20 protein-coding genes are annotated in these 21917 nt (G+C 63.9%); 10 read left to right on the top strand and 10 right to left on the bottom strand.

Features of this window, described 5'->3' with window-relative positions:
- Positions 1–12 precede the first annotated feature (12 nt).
- Positions 13–930 (top strand): LLM class flavin-dependent oxidoreductase, encoded by a 918-nt coding sequence (locus QZ213_RS02065; RefSeq protein ID WP_291684411.1) that lies wholly within the window; start codon positions 13–15, stop codon positions 928–930.
- A gap of 135 nt (positions 931–1065) precedes the next feature.
- Here the strand turns inward: QZ213_RS02065 and QZ213_RS02070 are convergent, their stop codons facing one another.
- Both QZ213_RS02070 and QZ213_RS02075 read right to left on the bottom strand, forming a co-directional pair.
- Entirely contained in the window at positions 1066–1926 is an 861-nt protein-coding gene (locus QZ213_RS02070; protein ID WP_291684381.1) for a prephenate dehydratase, read from the bottom strand.
- A gap of 19 nt (positions 1927–1945) precedes the next feature.
- Positions 1946–2686 (bottom strand): 3-deoxy-manno-octulosonate cytidylyltransferase, encoded by a 741-nt coding sequence (locus QZ213_RS02075; protein WP_291684382.1) that lies wholly within the window; start codon positions 2684–2686, stop codon positions 1946–1948.
- A gap of 207 nt (positions 2687–2893) precedes the next feature.
- On the opposite strand from QZ213_RS02075, the gene QZ213_RS02080 reads away from it, so the two are divergent.
- The 6 genes from QZ213_RS02080 to QZ213_RS02105 all read left to right on the top strand — a co-directional run bounded on the left by QZ213_RS02080 (position 2894) and on the right by QZ213_RS02105 (position 11472).
- A complete protein-coding gene (locus tag QZ213_RS02080; RefSeq protein WP_291684383.1) occupies positions 2894–3445 on the top strand; it encodes a cytochrome c family protein in 552 nt (183 codons plus the stop codon).
- 312 nt (positions 3446–3757) lie between these two features.
- The gene (locus QZ213_RS02085; RefSeq protein WP_291684384.1) at positions 3758–5656 is read left to right on the top strand and encodes an extracellular solute-binding protein; all 1899 of its coding nucleotides are present in this window, start codon (positions 3758–3760) and stop codon (positions 5654–5656) included.
- A gap of 14 nt (positions 5657–5670) precedes the next feature.
- A complete protein-coding gene (locus QZ213_RS02090) occupies positions 5671–7539 on the top strand; it encodes an extracellular solute-binding protein (RefSeq protein ID WP_291684385.1) in 1869 nt (622 codons plus the stop codon).
- A gap of 3 nt (positions 7540–7542) precedes the next feature.
- A complete protein-coding gene (locus QZ213_RS02095) occupies positions 7543–8649 on the top strand; it encodes a microcin C ABC transporter permease YejB (RefSeq protein WP_291684386.1) in 1107 nt (368 codons plus the stop codon).
- Positions 8649–9827, top strand: a complete 1179-nt coding sequence (locus tag QZ213_RS02100) for an ABC transporter permease (RefSeq protein ID WP_291684387.1) — start codon at positions 8649–8651, stop codon at positions 9825–9827. Before QZ213_RS02095 ends, QZ213_RS02100 begins: the two co-directional genes overlap by 1 nt.
- A 7-nt stretch (positions 9828–9834) precedes the next feature.
- Positions 9835–11472 (top strand): ABC transporter ATP-binding protein, encoded by a 1638-nt coding sequence (locus tag QZ213_RS02105; protein ID WP_291684388.1) that lies wholly within the window; start codon positions 9835–9837, stop codon positions 11470–11472.
- 135 nt (positions 11473–11607) lie between these two features.
- Here QZ213_RS02105 and QZ213_RS02110 read toward each other — a convergent pair whose 3' ends face one another.
- Together QZ213_RS02110 and QZ213_RS02115 are read right to left on the bottom strand one after the other, a co-directional pair.
- A complete protein-coding gene (locus tag QZ213_RS02110; protein ID WP_291684389.1) occupies positions 11608–12453 on the bottom strand; it encodes an NlpC/P60 family protein in 846 nt (281 codons plus the stop codon).
- Positions 12446–13828: a leucyl aminopeptidase family protein gene (locus QZ213_RS02115; protein ID WP_291684390.1), complete on the bottom strand. Its 1383-nt coding sequence runs from the start codon at positions 13826–13828 to the stop codon at positions 12446–12448. Before QZ213_RS02115 ends, QZ213_RS02110 begins: the two co-directional genes overlap by 8 nt.
- Positions 13829–14089: 261 nt before the next feature.
- Here QZ213_RS02115 and QZ213_RS02120 point away from each other — a divergent pair, with 261 nt between their 5' ends.
- The gene (locus tag QZ213_RS02120; protein WP_365884933.1) at positions 14090–14479 is read left to right on the top strand and encodes a hypothetical protein; all 390 of its coding nucleotides are present in this window, start codon (positions 14090–14092) and stop codon (positions 14477–14479) included.
- A gap of 77 nt (positions 14480–14556) precedes the next feature.
- Here the strand turns inward: QZ213_RS02120 and QZ213_RS02125 are convergent, their stop codons facing one another.
- Entirely contained in the window at positions 14557–14850 is a 294-nt protein-coding gene (locus QZ213_RS02125; protein ID WP_291684391.1) for a hypothetical protein, read from the bottom strand.
- 125 nt (positions 14851–14975) lie between these two features.
- Here QZ213_RS02125 and QZ213_RS02130 point away from each other — a divergent pair, with 125 nt between their 5' ends.
- Positions 14976–15179, top strand: coding sequence for a hypothetical protein (locus QZ213_RS02130; protein WP_291684392.1), 204 nt, complete (start codon positions 14976–14978; stop codon positions 15177–15179).
- Positions 15180–15384: 205 nt separating this feature from the next.
- On the top strand, positions 15385–16194 hold the full coding sequence (locus tag QZ213_RS02135; protein ID WP_291684393.1) for a tetratricopeptide repeat protein: 810 nt from the start codon (positions 15385–15387) through the stop codon (positions 16192–16194).
- A gap of 211 nt (positions 16195–16405) precedes the next feature.
- Here the strand turns inward: QZ213_RS02135 and QZ213_RS02140 are convergent, their stop codons facing one another.
- The 5 genes from QZ213_RS02140 to QZ213_RS02160 are packed head-to-tail and all read right to left on the bottom strand — an operon-like array spanning position 16406 to position 21897.
- Entirely contained in the window at positions 16406–17380 is a 975-nt protein-coding gene (locus QZ213_RS02140) for a type II secretion system F family protein (protein ID WP_291684394.1), read from the bottom strand.
- Positions 17381–17389: 9 nt separating this feature from the next.
- Positions 17390–18367: a type II secretion system F family protein gene (locus QZ213_RS02145; RefSeq protein ID WP_291684395.1), complete on the bottom strand. Its 978-nt coding sequence runs from the start codon at positions 18365–18367 to the stop codon at positions 17390–17392.
- Positions 18368–18378: 11 nt separating this feature from the next.
- Entirely contained in the window at positions 18379–19851 is a 1473-nt protein-coding gene (locus QZ213_RS02150) for a CpaF family protein (RefSeq protein WP_291684396.1), read from the bottom strand.
- A 22-nt stretch (positions 19852–19873) separates the two neighbouring features.
- Positions 19874–21142, bottom strand: coding sequence for an AAA family ATPase (locus QZ213_RS02155; RefSeq protein WP_291684397.1), 1269 nt, complete (start codon positions 21140–21142; stop codon positions 19874–19876).
- Complete coding sequence (locus tag QZ213_RS02160) at positions 21139–21897, bottom strand: CpaD family pilus assembly protein (protein WP_291684398.1); 759 nt, start codon at positions 21895–21897, stop codon at positions 21139–21141. The genes QZ213_RS02155 and QZ213_RS02160 overlap by 4 nt, the downstream gene beginning before the upstream one ends.
- Between the last annotated feature and the right edge of the window lie 20 nt (positions 21898–21917).

Here is a 21917-nt window from a genome sequence, read left to right on the forward strand (position 1 = left end):
CACGCCGACGCGCTGGGCTATGTCCGTTACTGGCTGGCCGAACACCACAATCTGGCGTCGGTCGCGAGCCCGGCGCCCGACCTGATGATCGGGCAGATCGCCGCCGTCACCAAGAACATCCGGGTCGGCTCCGGCGGCGTGATGCTGCCCAACCATGCGCCGCTGGTGATCGCCGAGCGCTTCAAGATGCTGGAGGCGCTGTTTCCCGGCCGGATTGATCTGGGCCTCGGCCGCGCGCCGGGCACCGATGGCGCCACCGCGCATGCGCTGCGCAGCCGGCTCGACCGCCGCGAGGGCGACGATTTTCTCGAGCGGCTGCACGAATTGATCCTGTGGGAGACCCGCGATTTTCCGCCCGGCCATCCCTACAACAATGTGGTGGCGATGCCCGACGATTCGCCGCTGCCGCCGATCTGGCTGCTCGGCTCCAGCGACTACAGCTCGGAACTGGCGGCCCAAGTGGGCATGGGCTTTGCCTTCGCGCATCATTTTGCCAGCTATGACGCGATCGAGGCCATGACGAACTACAGGGCGCATTTCAAGCCGTCCGCCTGGCGCGCGACGCCGCACGGCATTCTGGCGGTTGCCGTGGTCGCGGCCGAAACCGACGCGGAAGCCGAGCGGCTGGCGTCGTCGATGGATCTCAATCGCCTGCGCCGCGATCGCGGCCAGTATTCGCCACTGCCGAGCGTCGAGGAGGCGCTGGCCTATCCCTACACCGACTCTGAGCGCGCCTCGATCGCGCGCAATCGCTCTCGGCTGTTCGTCGGCAGTCCGGCGACGGTGATGCAAGAGCTGCAGCCGATGATCACGGCAAGCGGGGCCGACGAGTTGATGATCATCACCGCCGTCTACGATCACGAGGCCCGCAAGAAATCCTATTCACTGCTGGCGGATGCTTTCGGGCTGGGAAAGAAAGCGGCGGCGTAAAACCTCGTCGTCCCGGCCTTGAGCCGGGACCCATACGCCGCGGCTCATGTTGTTAAGTGCGGTGGTTGTCGCCTTCTTTTACTACGCAGGCCGGTGATTATGGGGCCCGGAGTTCGCCGGGACGACGCCAAGAATCTATTCCGCCTTCTCGCTGAACGTCGCGCGGAACGGATGGCCCGGATAGACACCGACGATGCGGAATTCGCGCGAGAAGAATTTCAATTCCTCCAGCGCAAACGCGAGATTGCGGTCCTCGGGATGGCCGTCGACATCGGCATAGAATTGCGTCGCGAAGAAATTGCCGTCGACCATGTAGCTTTCCAGCTTGGTCATGTTGACGCCGTTGGTGGCGAAGCCGCCCATCGCCTTGTAGAGCGCGGCAGGCAGGTTGCGCACCCGGAACACGAACGAGGTGACCAGCGCCCCCGAGCCCTGCGCGGCCCACTTCGCTTCGCGCGCCAGCACCACGAAGCGCGTGGTGTTGTGGGTTTCGTCCTCGACATCCTCGGCCAGGATATCGAGGCCGTAGATGTCGGCCGCCAGGCGCGAGGCGATCGCGGCACAGCTCTTGTCGCCGCGTTCGGCTATCAGGCGCGCCGCTCCGGCCGTATCGCCCGACACGATCGGCCGGATGTGGCGTTCCCGGATGATGCGGCGGCACTGCCCGAGCGCGTGGACGTGGCTTTCCACGGTCTTGATGTCGGCCAGCCTGGCGCCGCGCGGCGCCATCAACTGGTGATGGATCGGCAGGAAATATTCGCCGACGATGAACAGGCCGGATTGCGGCAAGAGATGGTGGATGTCGGCGACGCGGCCGGCGACCGAGTTCTCGATCGGAATCATGCCGAGGTCGGCTTCCCCCGACGAGATCGCGGCCAGCGCGTCCTCGAAGGTCGCGCAGGGAAGCGGCTCGGCGGCTGGATAGGCCTCGGCGATGGCGATATGGGAATTCGCGCCCGGCTCGCCCTGGAATGCGATTTTCAGCTTTTTGGTCATGGCGCCTTGTATCAGGCGGCTAGGCTTTTGCCAGTATCTGGCGGACGGTTTCGAGGTCGGCCGGCGTGTCGACGCCGCGCGGCACGGCATCCACGATGCTGATGTCGATCCGCATGCCCGCCTCCAGCGCCCGGAGTTGCTCGAGTTTTTCCTGTTGTTCCAGCGCAGAGGGCGGCAGCGCCACAAAACGCTCCAGCGCCGCCCTGCGATAGGCGTACAGGCCGATGTGATGGTAGCGCGGCCCGTCGCCCCAGGGCGCCGTGGCGCGGGTGAAATAAAGCGCGCGCAACCGCCGCGGGCCGAGCGGCGAGCCGACCGCCTTCACTACGTTCGGATTCAGGCTCTCTTCCTCGGTGTGAATTTCCGCGGCCAGCGTCGCGATATCGACCGCGGGGTCGGACAGCGGCCCGAGCACATCGCTGATGTTGTCGGTGCGGATGGTCGGAAAGTCGCCCTGCAGGTTGACGACGATGTCGGCCTCGCGGCGGGGATCGAGCTTGCACAGCGCCTCGTAGATCCGGTCCGAGCCGGAAGGGTGGTCGGCGCGCGTCATGACGGCTTCGCCGCCATGGGCGGTGACCACGGCGGCGATCTCCTTCGTGTCGGTGGCGACCGCCACGCGGCCGATTCCAGCGGCCTCGGCCCGGCGCAGCACATGGACGATCATCGGCAGGCCGGCGATGTCCAATAGCGGCTTGCCGGGCAGGCGGGTGGCCGCCATGCGGGCGGGAATCAGCACCAAAGCGCGGGTTTCGGTCATCGGGGTGAGGTCTGGACCCGGTTGATAACAGGCCGGAAATGATGGGGATGGGTCGAAAGCTCTTGCATTTATACGGGTTGCCAGAGCACGGGCAAACCGATATCTGATCGTGGCTCGGGATGCGGTGCGAAAGCCTGATTCCTGATGCATCCGCGGCCGTTTCTCTCCGGCCTAGTCGACATTTCCGGCCTGGAGCCTGATCCGAAAATGGACTCCTTCGAAATCAATAAAATTCTCGGTGCCATCCTGGCCACCTGCCTCATTCTGCTGGTGACGAGCTTCACCGCCGGGGCGCTGTTCGCGCCGCAGCTGCCGGGGAAACCGGGCTACGCCATCGTCGCGAAGGTGGAAGGCGAAGCCGCCGGCGGCAAGGAAGCCGCAGCCGCGCAGTCCGAGCCGATCGAGAAGCTATTGCAGACCGCCTCCGTCGAGAAGGGCGCAGCTTCGGCGAAGAAATGCGGCGCCTGCCATGATTTCAATAAAGGCGGCCCCAACAAGGTGGGTCCGAACCTGTACGGCGTCGTTGGCCGCGCCCGCGCCTCCGAGCCCGGCTTCAACTATTCCGCCGCCATGAAGGCCAAGGGCGGGAACTGGACCTATGACGACCTCAACCATTTCATCGCCAATCCCAAGGGCTTCGTTCCCGGCACCGCGATGGGCTTCGCCGGTATTCCCAAGGACAGCGAGCGCGCCGACGTGATCGATTATCTGCACACGCTGGCGGACAGCCCGGTTCCGCTGCCGACCGCGTCGAAGTAACGGCGGTCCAGGCTTCCGAATAAATTCCTCGCACGTGGCCGGGCCCTTCGCCCGGCCGTTTTGCTATCCGGTCTCCGACGCATGATCCGCCAACGCATGGGATCGTTTGGAGCAAGGTCGATAGTGGTCGGCCCGTGGCCGGAGGAAGACCGGTTCCCCCGATTGCCGGACGCGTGGATTATCGGGACGTTTCGCCGCAGCCGGGCCCTTCACAAGCTAGTATCATGAGGAAAAAGCAACATAATCGGTCGAAACCTTGCCTTATATTGCGCATCTAAGGGGTAATGTTTCGCAAGCGACAGGAATTCATCTTTGGCCATTACCCGACGACATCTTCTGCAGAGTGGAGCTTTTGCCGCCGTAGCCCCCGCCTTGGGAGCCGCAACCGTCCTCCCGGTGGTCAGCTCCGCCGCGGCGCAGTCGGCAGCGGGCGAACCGGCCTGGCGGCACGCGCTATCGCTGTTCGGCGACATCAAATACCCGGCCGACTTCAAGCGTTTCGATTACATCAATCCGGATGCCCCCAAGGGCGGCGTCGCCCGCATGATATCGATCGGCACCTTCGATAATTTCAATATGGCCGTCATGGGCGTGAAGGGCTCCATCGCGCCGGCCGCCACCATGATCTACGAAACATTGATGACCCGTTCACAGGACGAGGTTGCCACCGAGTATGGTTTGCTCGCCGAGGGCGCCGCGCATCCCGATGACTTCGCCTGGGTGATCTATCGTCTTCGCAAGGAGGCTCGCTGGCACGACGGCAAGCCAGTGACCCCGGAGGACGTGATCTTCTCGATCGAGGTGCTGAAGAAGCAAAGTCCGTTTTATGCCTCCTATTATCGCCATGTCGTGAAGGTCGAAAAGAACGGCGATCGTGATATCAAATTCAGCTTCGACGCCCCTGGGAATCGCGAGCTGCCGACCATCGTCGGCGAGATGCCGGTATTGCCGAAGCACTATTGGGAAGGCTCCGACAGCCAGGGGCGCAAGCGCGACGTTTCCGCGACCACGCTGGAGCCGCCACTGGGTTCCGGCCCCTACCGCATCAAGGAATTCGTCGCCGGGCGGTCGGTTAGGCTGGAGCGCGTCAAGGATTATTGGGGCGCGAGCCAGCCGACGCAGATCGGCCAGAATAATTTCGACGAATTGCGGTTTGAGTTTTTCCGCGACAATTTGGTGGCGCTGGAAGCGTTCAAGGCCGATCAGGCTGACTGGATCTCCGAGAATTCGGCAAAGCAATGGGCCACGGCTTACGACTTTCCGGCAGTCACGGAAAAGCGCGTGGTGAAGGAAGAATTTCCGGTCAACGATTCCGGCCGGATGCAGGCTTTCGCCCTCAATCTGCGCCGCGACCAGTTCAAGGACGCGCGGCTGCGTCGGGCCTTCAACTACGCCTTCGATTTCGAGGAGATGAACAAGCAGCTGTTTTATGGACAGTACAAGCGCATCAACAGCTACTTCGACGGAACGGAGCTTGCGTCGTCGGGTCTGCCCGAGGGGCAGGAACTTCAGATTCTCGAGACCGTGCGCGACAAGGTGCCGGCGGAAGTATTCACCGCGCCCTACACCAATCCGGTCGGCGGCAATTCAGAGGCCGTGCGGACGAATTTGCGGGAGAGCATGAAGCTGCTGAAGGAAGCCGGTTGCGAGATACGCGACCACAAGCTGGTGGACGCAGCGGGTAAGCCGGTGACCGTCGAAATCCTGGTTCAGGATCCGTCCGCCGAGCGCATTGCGCTTTTCTACAAGCCTTCCCTGGAACGCATCGGGGTGACGGCCTCGGTACGCATCGTCGATGATGCGCAATATCAGAACCGGCTGCGCGCCTTCGATTTCGACATGATTATCGACCAGTGGGGAGAATCGCTGTCGCCCGGCAATGAGCAGCGGGAATTCTGGGGATCGCAGAGCGCGGATCAACCCGGATCGAGGAATACCGTCGGCATCAAGAACCCGGCCGTCGACGCGCTGATCGAAAAGGTGATCTTCGCCAAGGATCGCGCCGGCCTTTTGGCCGCGACCAAGGCGCTCGACCGCGTACTGCTGTGGAATTTCTACGTCGTGCCGCAGTACACCTATCCATTCTCACGTTACGCGCGCTGGGACCGCTTCAGCCACGCCGAGCCGCTGCCGAAATATGGCCGTTCCGGCCTGCCGTCCTTGTGGTGGTTCGATGCCGACAAGGCTGCCCGGATCGGCAAGCGATCTTGAGGAAGTCTTCACGCATGGCGCTGTTCTCCCGCCGGGATGCGCTAGGTCTCGGTGTCGGCGCGTTGAGCGCACCGCTGCTGGGCCGGGCGAGGGCGGCCGACTTTGGCACCGAGGCGCACGGCATGTCGGTGTTCGGCGACCTGAAATATCCGGCCGACTTCCAGCATTTCGACTATGTCAACGTCGCTGCGCCGAAGGGAGGCTTGTTCTCCCTGATTCCGTCGCAGCGCGCCAACAATCAGTCATTTTATACGTTCAATTCGTTCAACGCCTATATCCTGAAGGGTGAAGGCGCGCAGGGAATGGACATGACGTTCGTGAGCCTGATGGCTCGCGCGACCGACGAACCCGATGCGATGTACGGCCTTGCGGCAGAATCCGTGCGGATTTCACCCGACAAGCTCAGCTACCGCTTTTCGATGCGGCCGGAGGCACGATTCCACGACGGCTCGAAGCTCACCGCCCATGACGTCGCCTTCTCGCTGACCGTGCTGAAGGAAAAAGGCCACCCGCTGATCGTGGTTCAGTTGCGCGACCTGGTGAAAGCGGAAGCGCTTGACGATACGACCGTGGTTGTCACGCTCGCGGAAAAGCACGCCCGCGACGTGCCGCTCTATGTCGCGGGCTTGCCGATCTTCTCCAAAGCCTGGTACGCGACGCGGCCGTTCGATGAGTCGAGCCTCGATGCGCCGCTCGGGTCGGGCCCGTACCGGGTCGGCAAGTACGAGGTCAACCGTTACGTCGAATATGAGCGGGTCAAGGACTGGTGGGCGGCCGAGCTTCCCGTCAACCGCGGCAGCTACAATTTCGACTTCGTGCGTTACGAGTTCTATCGCGACCGCGATGTAGCGTTCGAGGGTTTTTCGGGCAGGAGCTATCTCTTCCGCGAGGAGTTCACCGCGCGCATCTGGGCCACGCGCTACGACTTCGCGGCCGTCAAGGACGGCCGGGTCAAGCGCGAGACCTTGCCGGACCAAACGCCGTCCGGCGGACAGGGCTGGTTCTTCAATACCCGGCGCGACAAGTTCAAGGACCCGCGCGTGCGCGAAGCCTTGGGCTGCGCGTTCGATTTCGAGTGGACCAACAAGACCGTGATGTATGGCGCCTATGCGCGTACCTGTTCGCCGTTTCAGAATTCGGACATGGTGGCAGAGGGACCGCCGTCGCCGGAAGAGTTGAAGCTGCTCGAGCCGTTCCGCGGACAGGTGCCGGAGGACGTGTTCGGCGCGCCCTTCGTGCCGCCGGTGTCGGACGGATCGGGCCAGGACCGGACGCTGCTGCGCAGGGCCTCGCAATTGTTGCAGGATGCCGGCTGCGTCATCAAGGACGGCAAGCGGCTATTGCCGAATGGCGAGGTTTTCACGGTTGAATTTCTGCTCGACGAGCCGACCTTTCAGCCGCATCATGCGACCTTCATCAAGAATCTCGGCCAGCTCGGTATCGAGGCCGGTATCCGGCTGATTGACGCCGTGCAATACCGCGCCCGCGTGGAAGCGTTTGATTTCGACGTGACGACCGAACGCATGAGCATGTCGGCGACGCCCGGCGACAGCCTGCGGCCGTATTTTTCGTCCCAGGCGGCCGCCACCAAAGGTTCCCATAACCTGGCGGGGGTTGCCAATCCTGCGATCGACACGCTGATTGAAAAGGCCATCAGCGCCGAAACGCGGGCGGATTTGACCATCGCCTGCCGGGCGCTCGACCGGGTATTTCGGGCTGGCCGCTATTGGGTGCCTCAGTGGTACCGGTCCACGCACCCGATCGCCTATTGGGACCAGTTCAGCCACCCGGAAAAGCCGCCGAGATATGCTCAGGGCGTCGGGGCGCCTGACAATTGGTGGTATGACGCCGCCAAGGCCGCGAAGCTCGAGCAGGCGAAATAATTCATGAGCGCCTATATCGCCCGCCGCATTCTCTTGATGATCCCCACGCTGTTGGGGATCCTGTTCATATCATTCATCGTAGTGCAGTTCGCGCCGGGCGGGCCGGTGGAGCGCGTGATTGCGCAGCTTTCCGGCGCCGACACCGGAGGCTCGTCGCGGATTTCGGGAGGCGGCGGCGATTTCGGCGCGCGCGCCCAGGTCGGCACGTCCGCAGACGCGGTCAGCTCGAAATACCGCGGCGCGCAGGGACTGGATCCCGATTTCATCAAGAGCCTGGAAAAGCAGTTCGGCTTCGACAAGCCGGCACCGGAGCGCTTCGCGATGATGGTGTGGAATTTTGCGCGGTTCGATTTCGGCAAGAGCTATTTCCGCGACGTCAGTGTGCTGCAGCTGGTCAAGGAGAAGCTGCCGGTCTCGATGTCGCTCGGGATCTGGATGACGCTTCTGACCTACCTGATCTCGATCCCGCTCGGCATTCGCAAGGCGGTCAAGGACGGCTCGAAGTTCGACACCTGGACCTCGGCAGTGGTGATCGTGGGTTTCGCGATCCCCGGCTTTCTGTTCGCGATCCTCCTGATCATCCTGTTCGCCGGCGGCTCGTTCCTGAATATTTTCCCGCTGCGCGGATTGACGTCAGACGGCTGGTCGCAATTTCCCTGGTACTGGAAGATCATCGATTATTTCTGGCACATCACGCTGCCCTTGATCTCGATGGCGCTGGGGGCGTTCGCCACCATGACGCTGTTGACCAAGAATTCGTTCCTCGATGAAATCCGCAAGCAATATGTGATGACCGCGCGCGCCAAGGGTTGCAGCGAGACCCAGGTGCTTTACAATCACATCTTCCGCAACGCCATGCTGATCGTGATTGCCGGCTTTCCCGGCGCGTTCATTCACGCCTTTTTCTCCGGCTCGCTGTTGATCGAAACCATCTTCTCGCTGGATGGGCTCGGCCTGCTCGGCTTCGAGAGCGTGCTGAACCGCGACTACCCGGTTGTATTCGGGACGCTGTTCATCTTCTCGCTGGTCGGCCTCGTGGTCAATCTGATCTCCGATCTCGCCTACATGTGGATCGATCCGCGGATCGATTTCGAAGCGCGGGAGGTCTGATGACGATCCTCGCGCCGCCGCCGGTCGAGACCACCACGCAGACCCCGCTCGGCGAGGCCGTGCCGATGACGCGCCGCCGCTTCTCGCCGTCGCCGCTCAACCGCCGGCGCTGGCTGAATTTCAAGTCGAACCGCCGCGGTTACTGGTCGTTCTGGATCTTCATGATCCTGTTCTTCGTCTCGCTGTTCGCCGAACTGATCGCCAATGATCGCCCGTTCCTGATCAAGTTCGACGGCCATCTGTACTGGCCGGCCTTCGTCACCTATTCGGAGACCGCGTTCGGCGGCGACTTCGAGACCGCCGCCGACTATCGCGATCCCTACTTGCAGAAATTGATCAAGGACAAGAACGGCACCATCGTCTGGCCGCTGATCCGCTATTCCTACGACACGCATAATCTGGACCTGCCGACGCCCGCGCCATCGAAGCCGACGTGGATGCTGACGGAAGACGAATGCAGGAGCGTGGTCGTCAAGAAGCACCTGAACAGCTGCCGCGACCTCGAATACAACTGGCTCGGCACGGACGATCAGGGCCGCGACGTGGTCGCACGCCTGATCTACGGCTTTCGTATTTCTGTGCTGTTCGGCCTCACGCTCACCTTTTTTTCGTCGATCATCGGCGTCGCCGCCGGCGGCGTGCAGGGCTATTTCGGCGGCTGGACCGATCTTCTGTTCCAGCGCATCATTGAAATCTGGAACGCCATCCCCTCGCTCTATTTGCTGCTCATCATCTCGGCGGTGCTGCCGCCGGGCTTCTTCATCCTGCTCGGCATCCTCCTGCTGTTCTCCTGGGTGTCGCTGGTCGGCCTGGTGCGCGCGGAATTCTTGCGCGGGCGTAATTTCGAATACATCATGGCGGCCCGCGCGCTCGGCGTCTCCAATGCCACCATCATGTTCCGGCATCTGTTGCCGAACGCCATGGTCGCGACCATGACCTTCCTTCCCTTCATCGTGTCTTCCTCGGTGATGACGCTGACCGCGCTCGACTTCCTCGGCTTCGGCCTGCCGCCCGGCTCGCCCTCGCTCGGCGAATTGCTGTCGCAGGGCAAGGCCAATGTGCAGGCGCCGTGGCTCGGCTTCACCGGCTTCTTCGCGGTCGCGATCATGCTGTCGCTCCTGATTTTCATCGGCGAAGCCGTGCGCGACGCGTTCGATCCGCGCAAGACGTTCAGGTAAGGCCCGCATGGACGCCATCAACCAGCCCCTGCTCGATGTCCGCGATCTGTCGGTGGCGTTTCACCAGCCGAGCGGCACCTCGATCGCGGTCGATCATATTTCCTATGAGATCAAGCGCGGCGAGTGCGTGGCGCTGGTCGGGGAATCCGGCTCCGGCAAATCCGTCAGCGCCTTGTCGATCCTGAAGCTGTTGCCGTATCCGACCGCGTCGCATCCCTCCGGCAGCATCCGCTTCAAGGGCAGGGAGCTGCTGGGGCTGTCGGAGAATGACATCCGCGGCATTCGCGGCAACGACATTTCGATCATCTTCCAGGAGCCGATGACGTCGCTCAATCCGCTGCATACGATCGAGTCCCAGATCGTCGAGATCCTGCAGCTCCACCAGCCGATGAGCGGCCCCAAGGCGCGGGCGCGGACGCTTGAGCTCTTGACGCAGGTGGGCATTCCCGAACCGGAAACGCGGCTCGCGAGCTATCCGCATCAATTGTCCGGCGGCCAGCGCCAGCGCGTCATGATCGCGATGGCGCTCGCCAACGAGCCCGATCTGCTGATCGCCGACGAGCCGACCACCGCGCTCGACGTCACCGTGCAGGCGCAGATCCTGGCGCTGCTGGCGGAAATCCGCACCCGCCTCGGCATGAGCCTGCTCTTCATCACCCATGATCTCGGCATCGTGCGCCGCATTGCGGATGTGGTCTGCGTCATGAACGGCGGCAAGATCGTCGAGCAGGGGCCGGTGGAGCAGGTTTTCACCGCGCCGAAGCATCCCTACACAAAGGCCTTGCTCGCGGCCGAACCAAAACCCGATCCGGCGCCGCCGCGGCCGGACTCGCCGGTCGTGATGTCCTCGCGCGATCTGAAAGTGTGGTTTCCGGTCAAGCGCGGCCTGCTGCGCTCGACCGTCGGGCATATCAAAGCGGTCGATGGCGTCACGCTCTCGGTGCGCAAGGGCGAGACGCTGGGCGTGGTCGGCGAATCCGGCTCCGGCAAGACCACGCTGGGGCTGGCACTGTTGCGGCTGATTTCCTCCGACGGGCCGATCGTGTTCTTGGGCAAGGACATCCAGGGCCTGCGCTTCAAGGCGATGCGGCCGTTCCGCCGCGACATGCAGATCGTGTTTCAGGATCCGTTCGGCGCGCTAAGCCCACGCATGTCGGTTGGCGACATCGTCGCCGAAGGTCTCAGCGTGCATCAGCCTTCGTTGTCGCGCGAGGAGCGCGAGGCGCGGGTGATCAAGGCGCTGAACGACGTCGGCATGGATCCGGCGACGCGCTTCCGCTATCCGCATGAATTCTCCGGCGGCCAGCGCCAGCGCATCTCGATCGCGCGTGCGGTGGTGCTGGAGCCGAATTTCGTCGTGCTGGACGAGCCGACCAGCGCGCTCGACATGCTGTTCCAGGCGCAGATGGTCGATCTCCTGCGCGAATTGCAGCGGAAGCGCGATCTGACCTACATGTTCATCTCGCACGACCTGCGCGTGGTCGCCTCGTTGGCGAGCCATCTGATCGTGATGCGGCTCGGCAAGGTGGTGGAGGAGGGGCCGGCGGCGGAATTGTTCAAGAACCCGAAGTCCGACTACACCCGCGCGCTGTTCGCCGCCGCGTTCCGGATCGAGGCGGCGCCGGGCGGCGCGGTGGCGGAATAGCGAAGTATCTTCAGGTGCGGCGGCTTCATCCTTCGAGACGCATCGCTTCGCGATGCTCCTCAGGATGAGGTCAGAGACCCTCATGGTGAGGAGCGCGGCAACGCCGCGCGTCTCGAACCATGTAGCTATTGGACGCTATCCCAGCCGCTTGATCGCTGATATCTCGCTGCCGGCGGCCTTGATGCGGGCGATGGCGTCGCGGGTGTTTTCGATCACGGTCGCCATGTGATGGGCGTTGGCGTGGACGATGTGGTCGGCATCGCGCACGATCGCGACATGGCCTTTCCAGAACATCAGGTCGCCGCGCTGCGGTTTGCTGGATTCCGCCAGCCCCAATAGTCGGCCGAGACCGTCCTGCTGCATGTCGCTGTCGCGCGGGCAGCCGGTGCCGGCGGCGTTCAGCGAAATCTGCACAAGTCCGGAACAATCGATCCCGAGACTGCTCTTGCCGCCCCACAGATAGGGCGTGCCGACGAAGCGTTCGGCGATGGCGACAAAATCCTCCACATAATCGTCGATGTGGCCGACATGCTGGCGCGGCAGGTGCCAGCCCTCGCGCGTCACGGCGAACGGGCCGTCTTCGCGGACCACCGAGACCAAAGCGCCCATCACCAGCGTCTCGGCTGGCGGCAGTTTGATGGAGGGACCGGGAAAGGCAAAGGTCCTGATCGCCGTGACCTTGTGCGTCGGCTTCCCACTGGGCTTTGCCAGCGCACGGTCGGGAAGCCAGCCGACATAGCCGTCGCCGTTCAATTGGCCCCAGGCAAACCCTTCGCCATTGTAATCATAGATGGTGACGCGCTCCCCCTTGAGCGCCTGCGTCGCCAGCATGGCCTCGGTCGAGGGTCCCTCGCGCAGCGGCGCGATGACCTCGGATATTTCGAACTCCTCGCCCTCGACGAAACGCCGAGCCTTGACCTTGCCCTCGAGATATTTCGCGGCAAGCTCCGGCCGCGCCGGCGTCAGGCGCGGATCATCCATAGCGTTCCCCGAGCAGCTTGAAGATCGCGCGCGCGGCCTGGCATTCGCCGCCTTCCGGACGTCCCGGTTTGGCCGTGGGTGTCCAGCCATAGATGTCGACGTGCAGCCAGCTTTTCGCGGCCTCGACAAAACGCTGCAGGAACAGCGCGCAGGTGATCGAGCCGGCAAAGGCGCCGCCCGGCGCATTGTTGACATTGGCGACTTTGGAATCGAGCCAGCTGTCGTAAGGGGGCCACAGCGGCAATCGCCACAACGGATCGTTCTCCTCTTTGGCGCAGCGCGCCACGTCCTGCGCCAGCGTCTCATCGTTGGTGTAAAAGGGCGGTAGATCCGGCCCCAGCGCCACCCGCGCCGCGCCCGTCAGGGTGCCCATATCGATCAAGAGATCGGGCTTTTCCTCGTCCGCCAGTGCCAGCGCGTCCGCCAGCACCAGCCGGCCTTCGGCGTCGGTATTGCCGATCTCCACCGTGATCCCCTTGCGCGAGGGGAAGATGTCGAGCGGGCGGAAGGCGTTGCCGGAGACCGCGTTCTCGACCGCCGGGATCAGTACCCGCAGACGAACCCTGAGCTTGGCATCCATCACCATCTGCGCCAGCGCCAGCACGTTGGCCGCCCCGCCCATGTCCTTTTTCATGATCAGCATGCCCGCCGACGGTTTCAGGTCGAGCCCGCCGGTATCGAAGCAGACGCCCTTGCCGACCAGCGTTACCTTGGGGTGAGAAGGATCGCCCCAGCCGAGATCGATCAGCCGCGGCGCACGCGATGACGCCATGCCCACCGCATGAATCAGCGGAAAATTCTGTCGCGTCAGTTCCTCGCCGACGATGCAGTTGAAGCTGGCGCCGAAGCGTTCGGCGAGATATTGCGCCGCCAGCGCCAGCTCTTCCGGGCCCATGTCGTTCGACGGCGTGTTGATGAGGTCGCGGGCAAGCGTGGCCGCCTCGGTGATGCGCGTGATGGCGGCAATGTCGACGCCATCCGGCGGCACCAGCCGGACGTCCGGCACATCCGCCTTGCGGTAGCGGCCGAAACGATAGCTGCCGAGCGCGAAGGCCAGCGTCGCAAGGCGGGTATCGTGCGGCGCGTTGGCAAAGCGATAGATGCCTGATGGCAGCAGGCCCGGCAACAGGCCCGGCCTGAACAGGTCGCGATAGCTTGCGGTCTCGTCGTCCAGGCCGAACACGATTTGCGCGATCCTGCCGTCGGCGGCGGGCAGCGCGAGACATGATCCGGGCTTGGCCGCAAAACCATTGGCCAGCGCGAATTGCCGGGCCTCGCCGGGAAGGCCGGCGCAGATCGCCTCCCACGTCGCCTTGGTCGCGAAACGGATGGGAATGGTTGTTGCGGCAGGCGCGGTCTCGAATACGGAATGCATGCTGTTCTCGGGCTTCGATGAAACGGGGCAGGGCAGCGCAGTGGGTCAATCGTCCTGACGTTCGCGGGCTTTTTGCTTCTACAATGGCTTGCATGGCCAAACCAGCCGGAAGCGCGGGCCCGGCGTTGTTTCCGGATGTTTCGCGCGTTGACGGCGAGGTGACTTGACCGCAAGCGAGACTCGAACCTACGTTGCCGACAGGAACGGTTGCCCGTATATCAACGGGCAACGGTCGGGGAGAACCTCTCCGGGAGAACCTCAATGGCCCACAACCGAACCCGCTTCCGCCATGTCCTGACGCGCAGCCTGGCCGTCATGACGTTGCTGTGCATGTACGGCCTCAGCCTGATCGGCGGATCGGCGCTGTTGTTGGGAGCATCCACGACCTCGGCGCTCGCCCGCGGCGGTGGTGGCGGAGGTCACGGTTTCGGCGGCGGGGGTCGTGGTTTCGGTGGCGGTGGCTTTCGCGGCGGTGGTTTCCGGGGCGGCGGCTTTCGCGGCGGCGGATTTGGGTTCGGTTTCGGTTACCCCTATTACGGCTATGGCGGATACTGGCCCTATTACGGCGACGAGGGCGTTTGCTACGCGGTTCGGCAGCGCGTGAAGACACGCTACGGCTGGCGGATCCGCCGCGTCTCGGTCTGCGAGTGACTTGCGATCGCATTTGCCTCGGCAGCCCTGCTTCTTCGCAAGGCGCTTAAGCGCCGCAGGGTTCCGCCTGCGTTTCGCTATCGGCCGCAGTTCCACACATTCCCGATCGGCGTCTGGGTCCAGCACGGGCCGAAACCGCCGCCGTTCCAGCGTCCGCGATAGAAGCGCGGGCCGCCGTACCACCAGACCCGGTTGGGATGTCGCGCCTCGTCATCTTCGATCTGCTCGGGCGAGCGGTAGCCGGGCAGGAAGCCGTAACCGTGCCAGTGCCGCGCCACATGCCGCTTGCCATGCACCGGCGCCGACAAGGCGGCCGTGGCCGACAACAGCAAGGCTGTGAGCGCCAATCCACCGGCGAGATTTCGTAGCATCGAGGACGTCCTTCGCGTTCAACCCCCGCATCCACTACACGGCGGTGGACGATCGTGATAGCCTGTACCGATCCGATGCCGGTCTTCCAACATCACAATGTCATGTTCTCTGGACGGGGGATGCGATGGACGCTTTGTGGGGTATTGTCGCTTCTGTCGGTCACGCGATCGAGCAGGTGTTCGTCTATGTGGAAAGTCACCACTGGCTTTTCGGATTCTTGGGCCTTGGCTATATTTTCTACCTGCAGGATCGAAGCCTTCATGCCCGCTTCGATGCGCTCGACAAGCGGGTCGATGAAATCAGGAAGCGCCTGGCCGTCGAATATTGACGGCTGAACAGCCGCGCCGGGACGGCCCCTGCGCGCGTCCGCCCCGCATTTGCCGATTCAAAATTCCGCCTCATGGGGGACGGCCGGCGGCCGCATCCCGGCCGCTGCTTTGCCGGCGGGCGGCCATTAACCCGACGTTAGGGTTAACAGTCTATTGCTGACGCGTTCGGCTCGATCAATTCGCCTGATACCGTGAGTTACGTGCATGCGTCAGCAGTCCATTCTTGCCCGGCTTCTTGCGTCCGTGGCCATGGCGGCGATTTTGGCCGCCGGCCTCGGCGGCTGCCAGACCATGTCCGACGTCACGGGATCGATCACATCCAAGGCCGAGCCTGCGCCAGATGCCGATCCGCGGCGCGCGGTGGACGTCTACGGCGAACGCTATCGCGCCAACCCCAAGGATCCCGACGCAGCCTTGGCCTATGGCCAGGCGCTGCGCGCCACCGGGCAGCGCGCCCAGGCCGTCGCCGTGTTCGAACAGGCCACCATCGCCAGTCCCGGCAACAAGGCGCTGCTCGCCGGCTGGGGCCGCGCGCTTGCCGATAACGGCAATTTCCAGCAGGCGTTCGACGTGCTCAGCCGCGCCCACTCGCCCGAAAATCCCGACTGGCGCATCCTGTCGGTGCAGGGCGCCGCGCTCGACCAACTCGGCCGGCATGACGAAGCCCGCAACTATTACGCCAGCGCCCTGAAGATCGTGCCCGAGGAGCCGTCGGTATTGTCGAACCTCGGCCTGTCCTATGTGCTTTCCAAGGATCTGCCGAAGGCGGAAGAGATTCTTCGCCGGGCTTACGCCGGCCGCAAGGCGGACGCGCGGGTGCGGCAGAATCTGGGCCTCGTGGTCGGCCTGCAGGGCCGCTTTGCCGAGGCCGAAACCATCGTCAAGGCCGATCTGCCCGCCGACGAGGCGGCTGCGAACGTCGCCTATCTGAAGGAGATGCTGAGCCGCAAGGACGGTCCGCGCATCGGGGCGCCCGCGACGATTCCGGTGGCGTCCGCCAATCGGCCGAATTGATCCGGGCGAGCAATCAAGACAGTCTTGAGACCAACGCCTGAGCGCATTTCGCGCCGGGTCGGCGCTGCGCGCCGTCCGATGACAGGCCCCATTGTGGATCCGGTAATCGCCGATATCTAAGGGTCGACCGGTCAAGCCGGGCGATGTCGGCTTTCAAACCGATCGCCGCCTGCTCTTGCCGGGCCGACAGCCGTCACCCGGCCGTCCGCGGTCACTGCATCGCCGCGACCTTGATGAAGGTTGGCCCGAGGATGACGACGAACAGCACGGGCAGGAAGAACAGGATCATCGGCACGGTCAGTTTCGGCGGCAGCGCCGCCGCCTTCTTCTCGGCCTCGTTCATGCGCATGTCGCGATTTTCCTGCGCCATGACGCGCAGACTCTGCCCGAGCGGCGTGCCGTAGCGCTCCGACTGCTGCAAGGCCAGGCAGACCGATTTGACGCCGTCAAGCCCGGTGCGCTTCGCCAGATTCTCGTAAGCGACCTTGCGGTCCTGCAGGTAGGACAGCTCGGCCGTGGTCAGCGTGAATTCCTCGGACAGCGCGATCGACTGGCCCACGATTTCGGTAGAGACCTTGCGGAACGCGACTTCGATCGACATGCCGGCCTCGATGCAGATCAACAGCAGGTCGAGCGCGTCGGGAAAGGCCCGCCTGATGGAGAGCTGGCGCTTGCTGATCGCGTTCTTCAGGAACAGCATCGGCGCCTGCAATCCGAGATAGGCGGTCGCGATGCACATGCCGACCTTGATCGGCAGCGAATATTCCATGTGCGAGATCACGAAGACATACAGGATCGACGCCAGGAACAGCACGATCGGCGTCACCAGCCGGAAGAACAGGAAGGTGATGTAGGGCGCCTGGCCGCGGTAGCCGGCCATCGTGAGCTTCTCGCGCGCGGCCTCCTGCGCCAGCCATTTTCCCAGGTTGAAGTCTTCCACCACCTTGGAGACCAGCTGCTTCGGCGTCTGGCGCAGCGATACCTTGTCGGTCTTGTTGATGCGGTCGCGTTCCCGTTGCCGGATACGCTCGCGTTCGTTGGCGACCGCCTTCATGCGTTTTTGCAGGCCTTCGCCCGCGAACAGCGGCATGATCAGGGTGTATGCCGTCGCGCTCACCGCGATGGCGGCAAGCAGCATCGCCATGAAGCGCGCGTCGTGGATCTTGTCGACCAGAAACTGAATCATGCGGCACCGTCAGAAGTCGAAGTTGATCATTCTTTTCATTACGAAGATGCCGACGGACATCCAGATCACGCAGCCGACCAGCATCAGCTGACCGGTCGGATGGGTCCACAGCAGCGAGATATATCCGGGTGTCGAGAGGTAAACCAGGAGCATGACGATCGGCGGCAAGGAGCCGATGATGCCCGCCGACGCCTTGGCCTCCATCGACATGGCCTGAATCTTCTCGGCCATCTTCTTGCGGTCGCGCAGCACCTTGGACAGGTTGCCGAGCGCCTCCGACAGGTTGCCGCCGGACTTCTGCTGGATCGCGATGACGATTCCGAAGAAGTTTGCCTCGGGTACCGGCATCCGCTCGAAAAGGCGCGCGCACGCGTCGCCGAGCGGCATGCCGATCGCCTGGGTCTCGATGATGGCCAGGAACTCGCCTCGCAGCGGCTCCGGTGAATCGGCGGCGACGACCTTGATCGATTCGAACAGCGGCAGGCCCGCCTTGATGCCGCGAACGATCACGTCGACGGCGTCCGGCAGCGCCTTGAGAAAGTTCTTTTCCCGGCGCTTCTTCAGATAGCTCAAACCCCAGCGCGGCAGGCCGAAGCCGCCGGCGAAGGCGAGGCCCGCGGCCGCAAGCAGCCCACCCCCGCCCAGAATGGCGGCCACAAAGCAGGCCGCCGCGAGAACGCCCGAGACGATCATGAATTTCTGGGTCGACCAGTCGAGCCCCGCCTGCATCAGACGGGTGCTCAGGCTCACCTTGCTTTCCTTCAGCCGGCGCGCCTCAAGCTCCTTCAGCGACGACTCGACCTGCTCGCGGCGCGAACGCTGGCTCTTGTCGGCGGTCCGGGCGGCGACCGGTTCGGACTTCGCCACCGACGCCCGGCGGCTCTCGGCCTTCCTCTCCCCCGACAGCATGGGATAGATAAATACCCAGGCGATGCCGCCGATCGCGGTGGCGGCGAGGAAGGCGAGTGCGAGCGCTTGAATTTTCATGACACGCTCCTCTAGACTTCTGACTTGACTTCGGCGGCGTCGAGCGCCGCGGCCAGCCGCTTCTCTTCGCCGTAATACCGGGCGCGATCCCAAAACCGCGGCCGGCCGATGCCGGTCGAGCGATGCCGGCCGATGAGATGCCCGTTGGCGTCCTCGCCGACCAGGTCGTAGAGGAACAGATCCTGGGTAATGATGGTGTCGCCTTCCATGCCCATCACCTCGGTGATGTGGGTGATGCGGCGGGAACCGTCGCGCAGGCGGGCGGCCTGGATGATGACGTCGATCGAGGCGCAGATCATCTCGCGAATGGTCCGCGAAGGAAGTGAAAACCCGCCCATCGTGATCATCGATTCGCAACGTGACAACGCTTCGCGCGGATTGTTGGCGTGCAGCGTTCCCATCGATCCGTCGTGACCGGTGTTCATGGCCTGCAGCAGGTCGAACGCTTCCGGTCCGCGGACTTCGCCGACGATGATGCGCTCGGGGCGCATACGCAGGCAGTTCCGGACCAGTTCGCGCATGGTGATCTGGCCCTCGCCCTCGATGTTGGGCGGACGGGTTTCCAGTCGTACCACATGCGGCTGCTGCAGCTGCAGTTCGGCGGCGTCTTCGCAGGTGATGATGCGTTCCTCGTCGTCGATGTAGTTGGTCATGCAGTTCAGGAGCGTCGTCTTGCCGGAGCCGGTGCCGCCGGAAATCAGCACGTTGGCCCGGCAGCGCCCGATGATCTGCAGGATCTCCGCGCCTTCCGGCGAGATCGCGCCGAACTTGACCAACTGGTCCAGCGTCAGCTTGTCCTTCTTGAACTTGCGGATCGTGAGCGCCGGGCCGTCGAGCGCCAGCGGCGGCACGATGGCGTTGACGCGCGAGCCGTCGGCGAGGCGCGCGTCGCAGATCGGCGAGGATTCGTCGACGCGCCTGCCGACCTGGCTGACGATGCGCTGACAGATATTCAGCAATTGCTGGTTGTCGCGGAAACGGATCCCGGTGCGCTGGATGCGGCCCGCGACTTCGATGTACACCGTGCCTGCGCCGTTGACCATGATGTCGGAGATGTCGTCGCGCGACAACAGCGGTTCCAGCGGACCATATCCGAGAACGTCGTTGCAGATGTCGTCAAGCAGTTCTTCCTGCTCGGCGATCGACATCACGATGTTCTTGATCGCGATGATCTCGTTGACGATGTCGCGGATTTCCTCACGCGCTGACTCGCCGTCGAGCTTGGCGAGCTGGGCGAGGTCGATCGCCTCGATCAGGGCGCCGAAGATGGTCGCCTTGACCTGGTAATAATTGTCCGAGCGCCGGCTTTCGACGACGGGGGGCGCAGCCGGTTTTGCCGGCGAGAGCGGCGGGGAGGACACGGTCGGCGGAGGCGGCGCGCTGCGCGGAACGGCCGGCGCCGCGCCGGAGGCTGGTTCCTGCGCGCCGGAGGCGGGCTTGACCGCCCGGGATTCGATATCAGGTCCGCTACGCTTACCAAACACGACGTTACTCCACGCGGGCGGCTTACCTGGCCCGCAGCTTCTCGATCAGGGGTGACAGGAACGACGCCCGTGGCTTCTTGGTCTCGCCGCGGCCTGTCAGCCGTTGCGCGATCTGCAGGAACATTTCGGTGGTGCGGTGATTGGCGGAGATTTCCGCGATCATCTGGCCGTTGTTGGCCGCCGAGCCGAACATTTGCGGCTCGAACGGGATGGATGCGATCGGTTCGCTCTCAATGGCCTTGGCGAACTCGCTCGCGTTGATTTCCGGCCGCTTCGGCACGCCGACCTGGTTGAGGCAATATAGCGGCATGCGGTCGTTGGGCCGCGATGCCTTCAGGAGGTCGAAGATATTCTTGGTGTTGCGCAGGTTGGCGAGGTCCGGCGCCGCGACGATCAGAATATCGTCGGCGCTCACCAGAGCGCGCTTGGTCCACCCCGACCACTGGTGCGGAACGTCGAGCACGATACAGGGCATGGTGGTGCGCAGCGTGTCGAAAATCGAATCGAACGCTTCGGCGCCGAAGTCATAGACCCGGTCAAGCGTCGCCGGAGCGGCAAGCAGGCTGAGATGGTCGGTGCATTTCGACAGCAGGCGGTCGATGAACGCGGTATCGACACGATCGGGCGAGAAGACCGCATCTGCGATGCCTTGCACGGGATCCTGATTGTAGTCGAGGCCGGCGGTGCCGAACGCGAGGTCGAGATCGGCGACGACGGAATCCAGCGCGAGATCGCGCGCGATCGCCCAGGCCACGTTATGCGCGATGGTGGACGCGCCGACGCCGCCCTTGGCGCCGACGATGGCGATGATCCGGCCAACGGCCTTGGCTTCCGGCGCCGAGAACAGCCCGCAGATCGAGCGCACCACGTCCAGCGTGTTGACCGGCGCAAGCACGTAGTCGCTGACGCCGCGGCGCACCAGTTCGCGATAGAGCATGACGTCGTTGACGCGGCCGATCACGATGACGCGGGTTCCCGCGTCGCACACGGTGGCGAGCTGGTCGAGCCCGGTCAGGATATCGGTGCGGCCTTCGGTTTCCAGAATGATCACGTTAGGCGTCGGCGCGGTGCGATAGGCCTCGATGGCGGCGGCCATGCCGCCCATCTGGATCTTGAGATGCGCCTTGCCGAGGCGGCGGTCTTCGCCCGCCGACTGCACGGCGGCGGCGGTTTCCACCGTCTCGCAGAAGGCCTGCACGGAGACACGCGGCGCGGGCGCAATATGATCTTCCGCCGGCGGCGACGTGCCGTCCGGCTGCTCTTCGGGATTCTGGCGTGCGTAGTTGATCATTTGCCTGTGTCGCTGAGTTTGGCCTTCTCGGCCTCTGGATAGGCGATCGCGGTCGGGGCACCCTTGCGATACTTCTCGAACGCGGCGGTGCGCCGCGCCGTGTAGGGTGGCGTTTCAGTCCGCGGCTGCTCGAGGTCCGACGGATTGTCGACCATCGCCGCCATGTTGCGCTGATAGGCGCAGCCGAAATTGTAATACTGCTTGTTTTCGAAGTAGCTCTTGTTCTTGATCGAGGGCCCGAGATCCTCCGGCCAAATGCCGCAGGGGCCGGCGACCGCCGAGATTTTCGGATAGCTCAGCCGGATCGCCGCCAACTGGCGCGGATCGTCGGGATGATAACGGCGCACGACAAGCCCGCGCGCCGGCACGCCGGCGGCGGCGAGCAGGGACTGGATTTCCCGCACCGCGTCCGCGGCCGCGCGCGCGTTGGGCGTGTCGACTGGTACATCGGCATTGATCGCGCCGGTGGCTTCGTGGAGCCAGGTCTGCGCCAGCCCCATCACATCGGCGCGCTGGGAAGCGGAAAGGCCGCCCCGCGCATGACCGACAAAGATGACGATCGACTGATCGGCTTCCTGTATGGCGATCGGATGGCGCATGCGATAATCGTCGGGATAGCTTGCCGCCGTCACCGCCTCATCGGTATGCGTGCAGGCTCCGAGCGCCACGGCAAGGCCGACAAGCGCTCCGGCGACGCGTAGCGTGCCGGCAATGCGCAGCGCGCGCTTGCGATCGAGGGTTATCTGGGTTGTCATCGTATTATCCTCGTCCCGCC

It is taken from the genome of Bradyrhizobium sp., from assembly GCF_017881085.1.
Classification (GTDB): domain Bacteria; phylum Pseudomonadota; class Alphaproteobacteria; order Rhizobiales; family Xanthobacteraceae; genus Bradyrhizobium.

Coding starts and splice junctions, on each gene's coding strand:
- QZ213_RS02070 (WP_291684381.1), bottom strand. CDS start 1,926: ATGACCAAAAAGCTGAAAATCGCATTCCAGGGCGAGCCGGGCGCGAAT.
- QZ213_RS02075 (WP_291684382.1), bottom strand. CDS start 2,686: ATGACCGAAACCCGCGCTTTGGTGCTGATTCCCGCCCGCATGGCGGCC.
- QZ213_RS02080 (WP_291684383.1), top strand. CDS start 2,894: ATGGACTCCTTCGAAATCAATAAAATTCTCGGTGCCATCCTGGCCACC.
- QZ213_RS02090 (WP_291684385.1), top strand. CDS start 5,671: ATGGCGCTGTTCTCCCGCCGGGATGCGCTAGGTCTCGGTGTCGGCGCG.
- QZ213_RS02095 (WP_291684386.1), top strand. CDS start 7,543: ATGAGCGCCTATATCGCCCGCCGCATTCTCTTGATGATCCCCACGCTG.
- QZ213_RS02100 (WP_291684387.1), top strand. CDS start 8,649: ATGACGATCCTCGCGCCGCCGCCGGTCGAGACCACCACGCAGACCCCG.
- QZ213_RS02105 (WP_291684388.1), top strand. CDS start 9,835: ATGGACGCCATCAACCAGCCCCTGCTCGATGTCCGCGATCTGTCGGTG.
- QZ213_RS02110 (WP_291684389.1), bottom strand. CDS start 12,453: ATGGATGATCCGCGCCTGACGCCGGCGCGGCCGGAGCTTGCCGCGAAA.
- QZ213_RS02115 (WP_291684390.1), bottom strand. CDS start 13,828: ATGCATTCCGTATTCGAGACCGCGCCTGCCGCAACAACCATTCCCATC.
- QZ213_RS02120 (WP_365884933.1), top strand. CDS start 14,090: ATGGCCCACAACCGAACCCGCTTCCGCCATGTCCTGACGCGCAGCCTG.
- QZ213_RS02125 (WP_291684391.1), bottom strand. CDS start 14,850: ATGCTACGAAATCTCGCCGGTGGATTGGCGCTCACAGCCTTGCTGTTG.
- QZ213_RS02130 (WP_291684392.1), top strand. CDS start 14,976: ATGGACGCTTTGTGGGGTATTGTCGCTTCTGTCGGTCACGCGATCGAG.
- QZ213_RS02135 (WP_291684393.1), top strand. CDS start 15,385: ATGCGTCAGCAGTCCATTCTTGCCCGGCTTCTTGCGTCCGTGGCCATG.
- QZ213_RS02140 (WP_291684394.1), bottom strand. CDS start 17,380: ATGATTCAGTTTCTGGTCGACAAGATCCACGACGCGCGCTTCATGGCG.
- QZ213_RS02145 (WP_291684395.1), bottom strand. CDS start 18,367: ATGAAAATTCAAGCGCTCGCACTCGCCTTCCTCGCCGCCACCGCGATC.
- QZ213_RS02155 (WP_291684397.1), bottom strand. CDS start 21,142: ATGATCAACTACGCACGCCAGAATCCCGAAGAGCAGCCGGACGGCACG.
- QZ213_RS02160 (WP_291684398.1), bottom strand. CDS start 21,897: ATGACAACCCAGATAACCCTCGATCGCAAGCGCGCGCTGCGCATTGCC.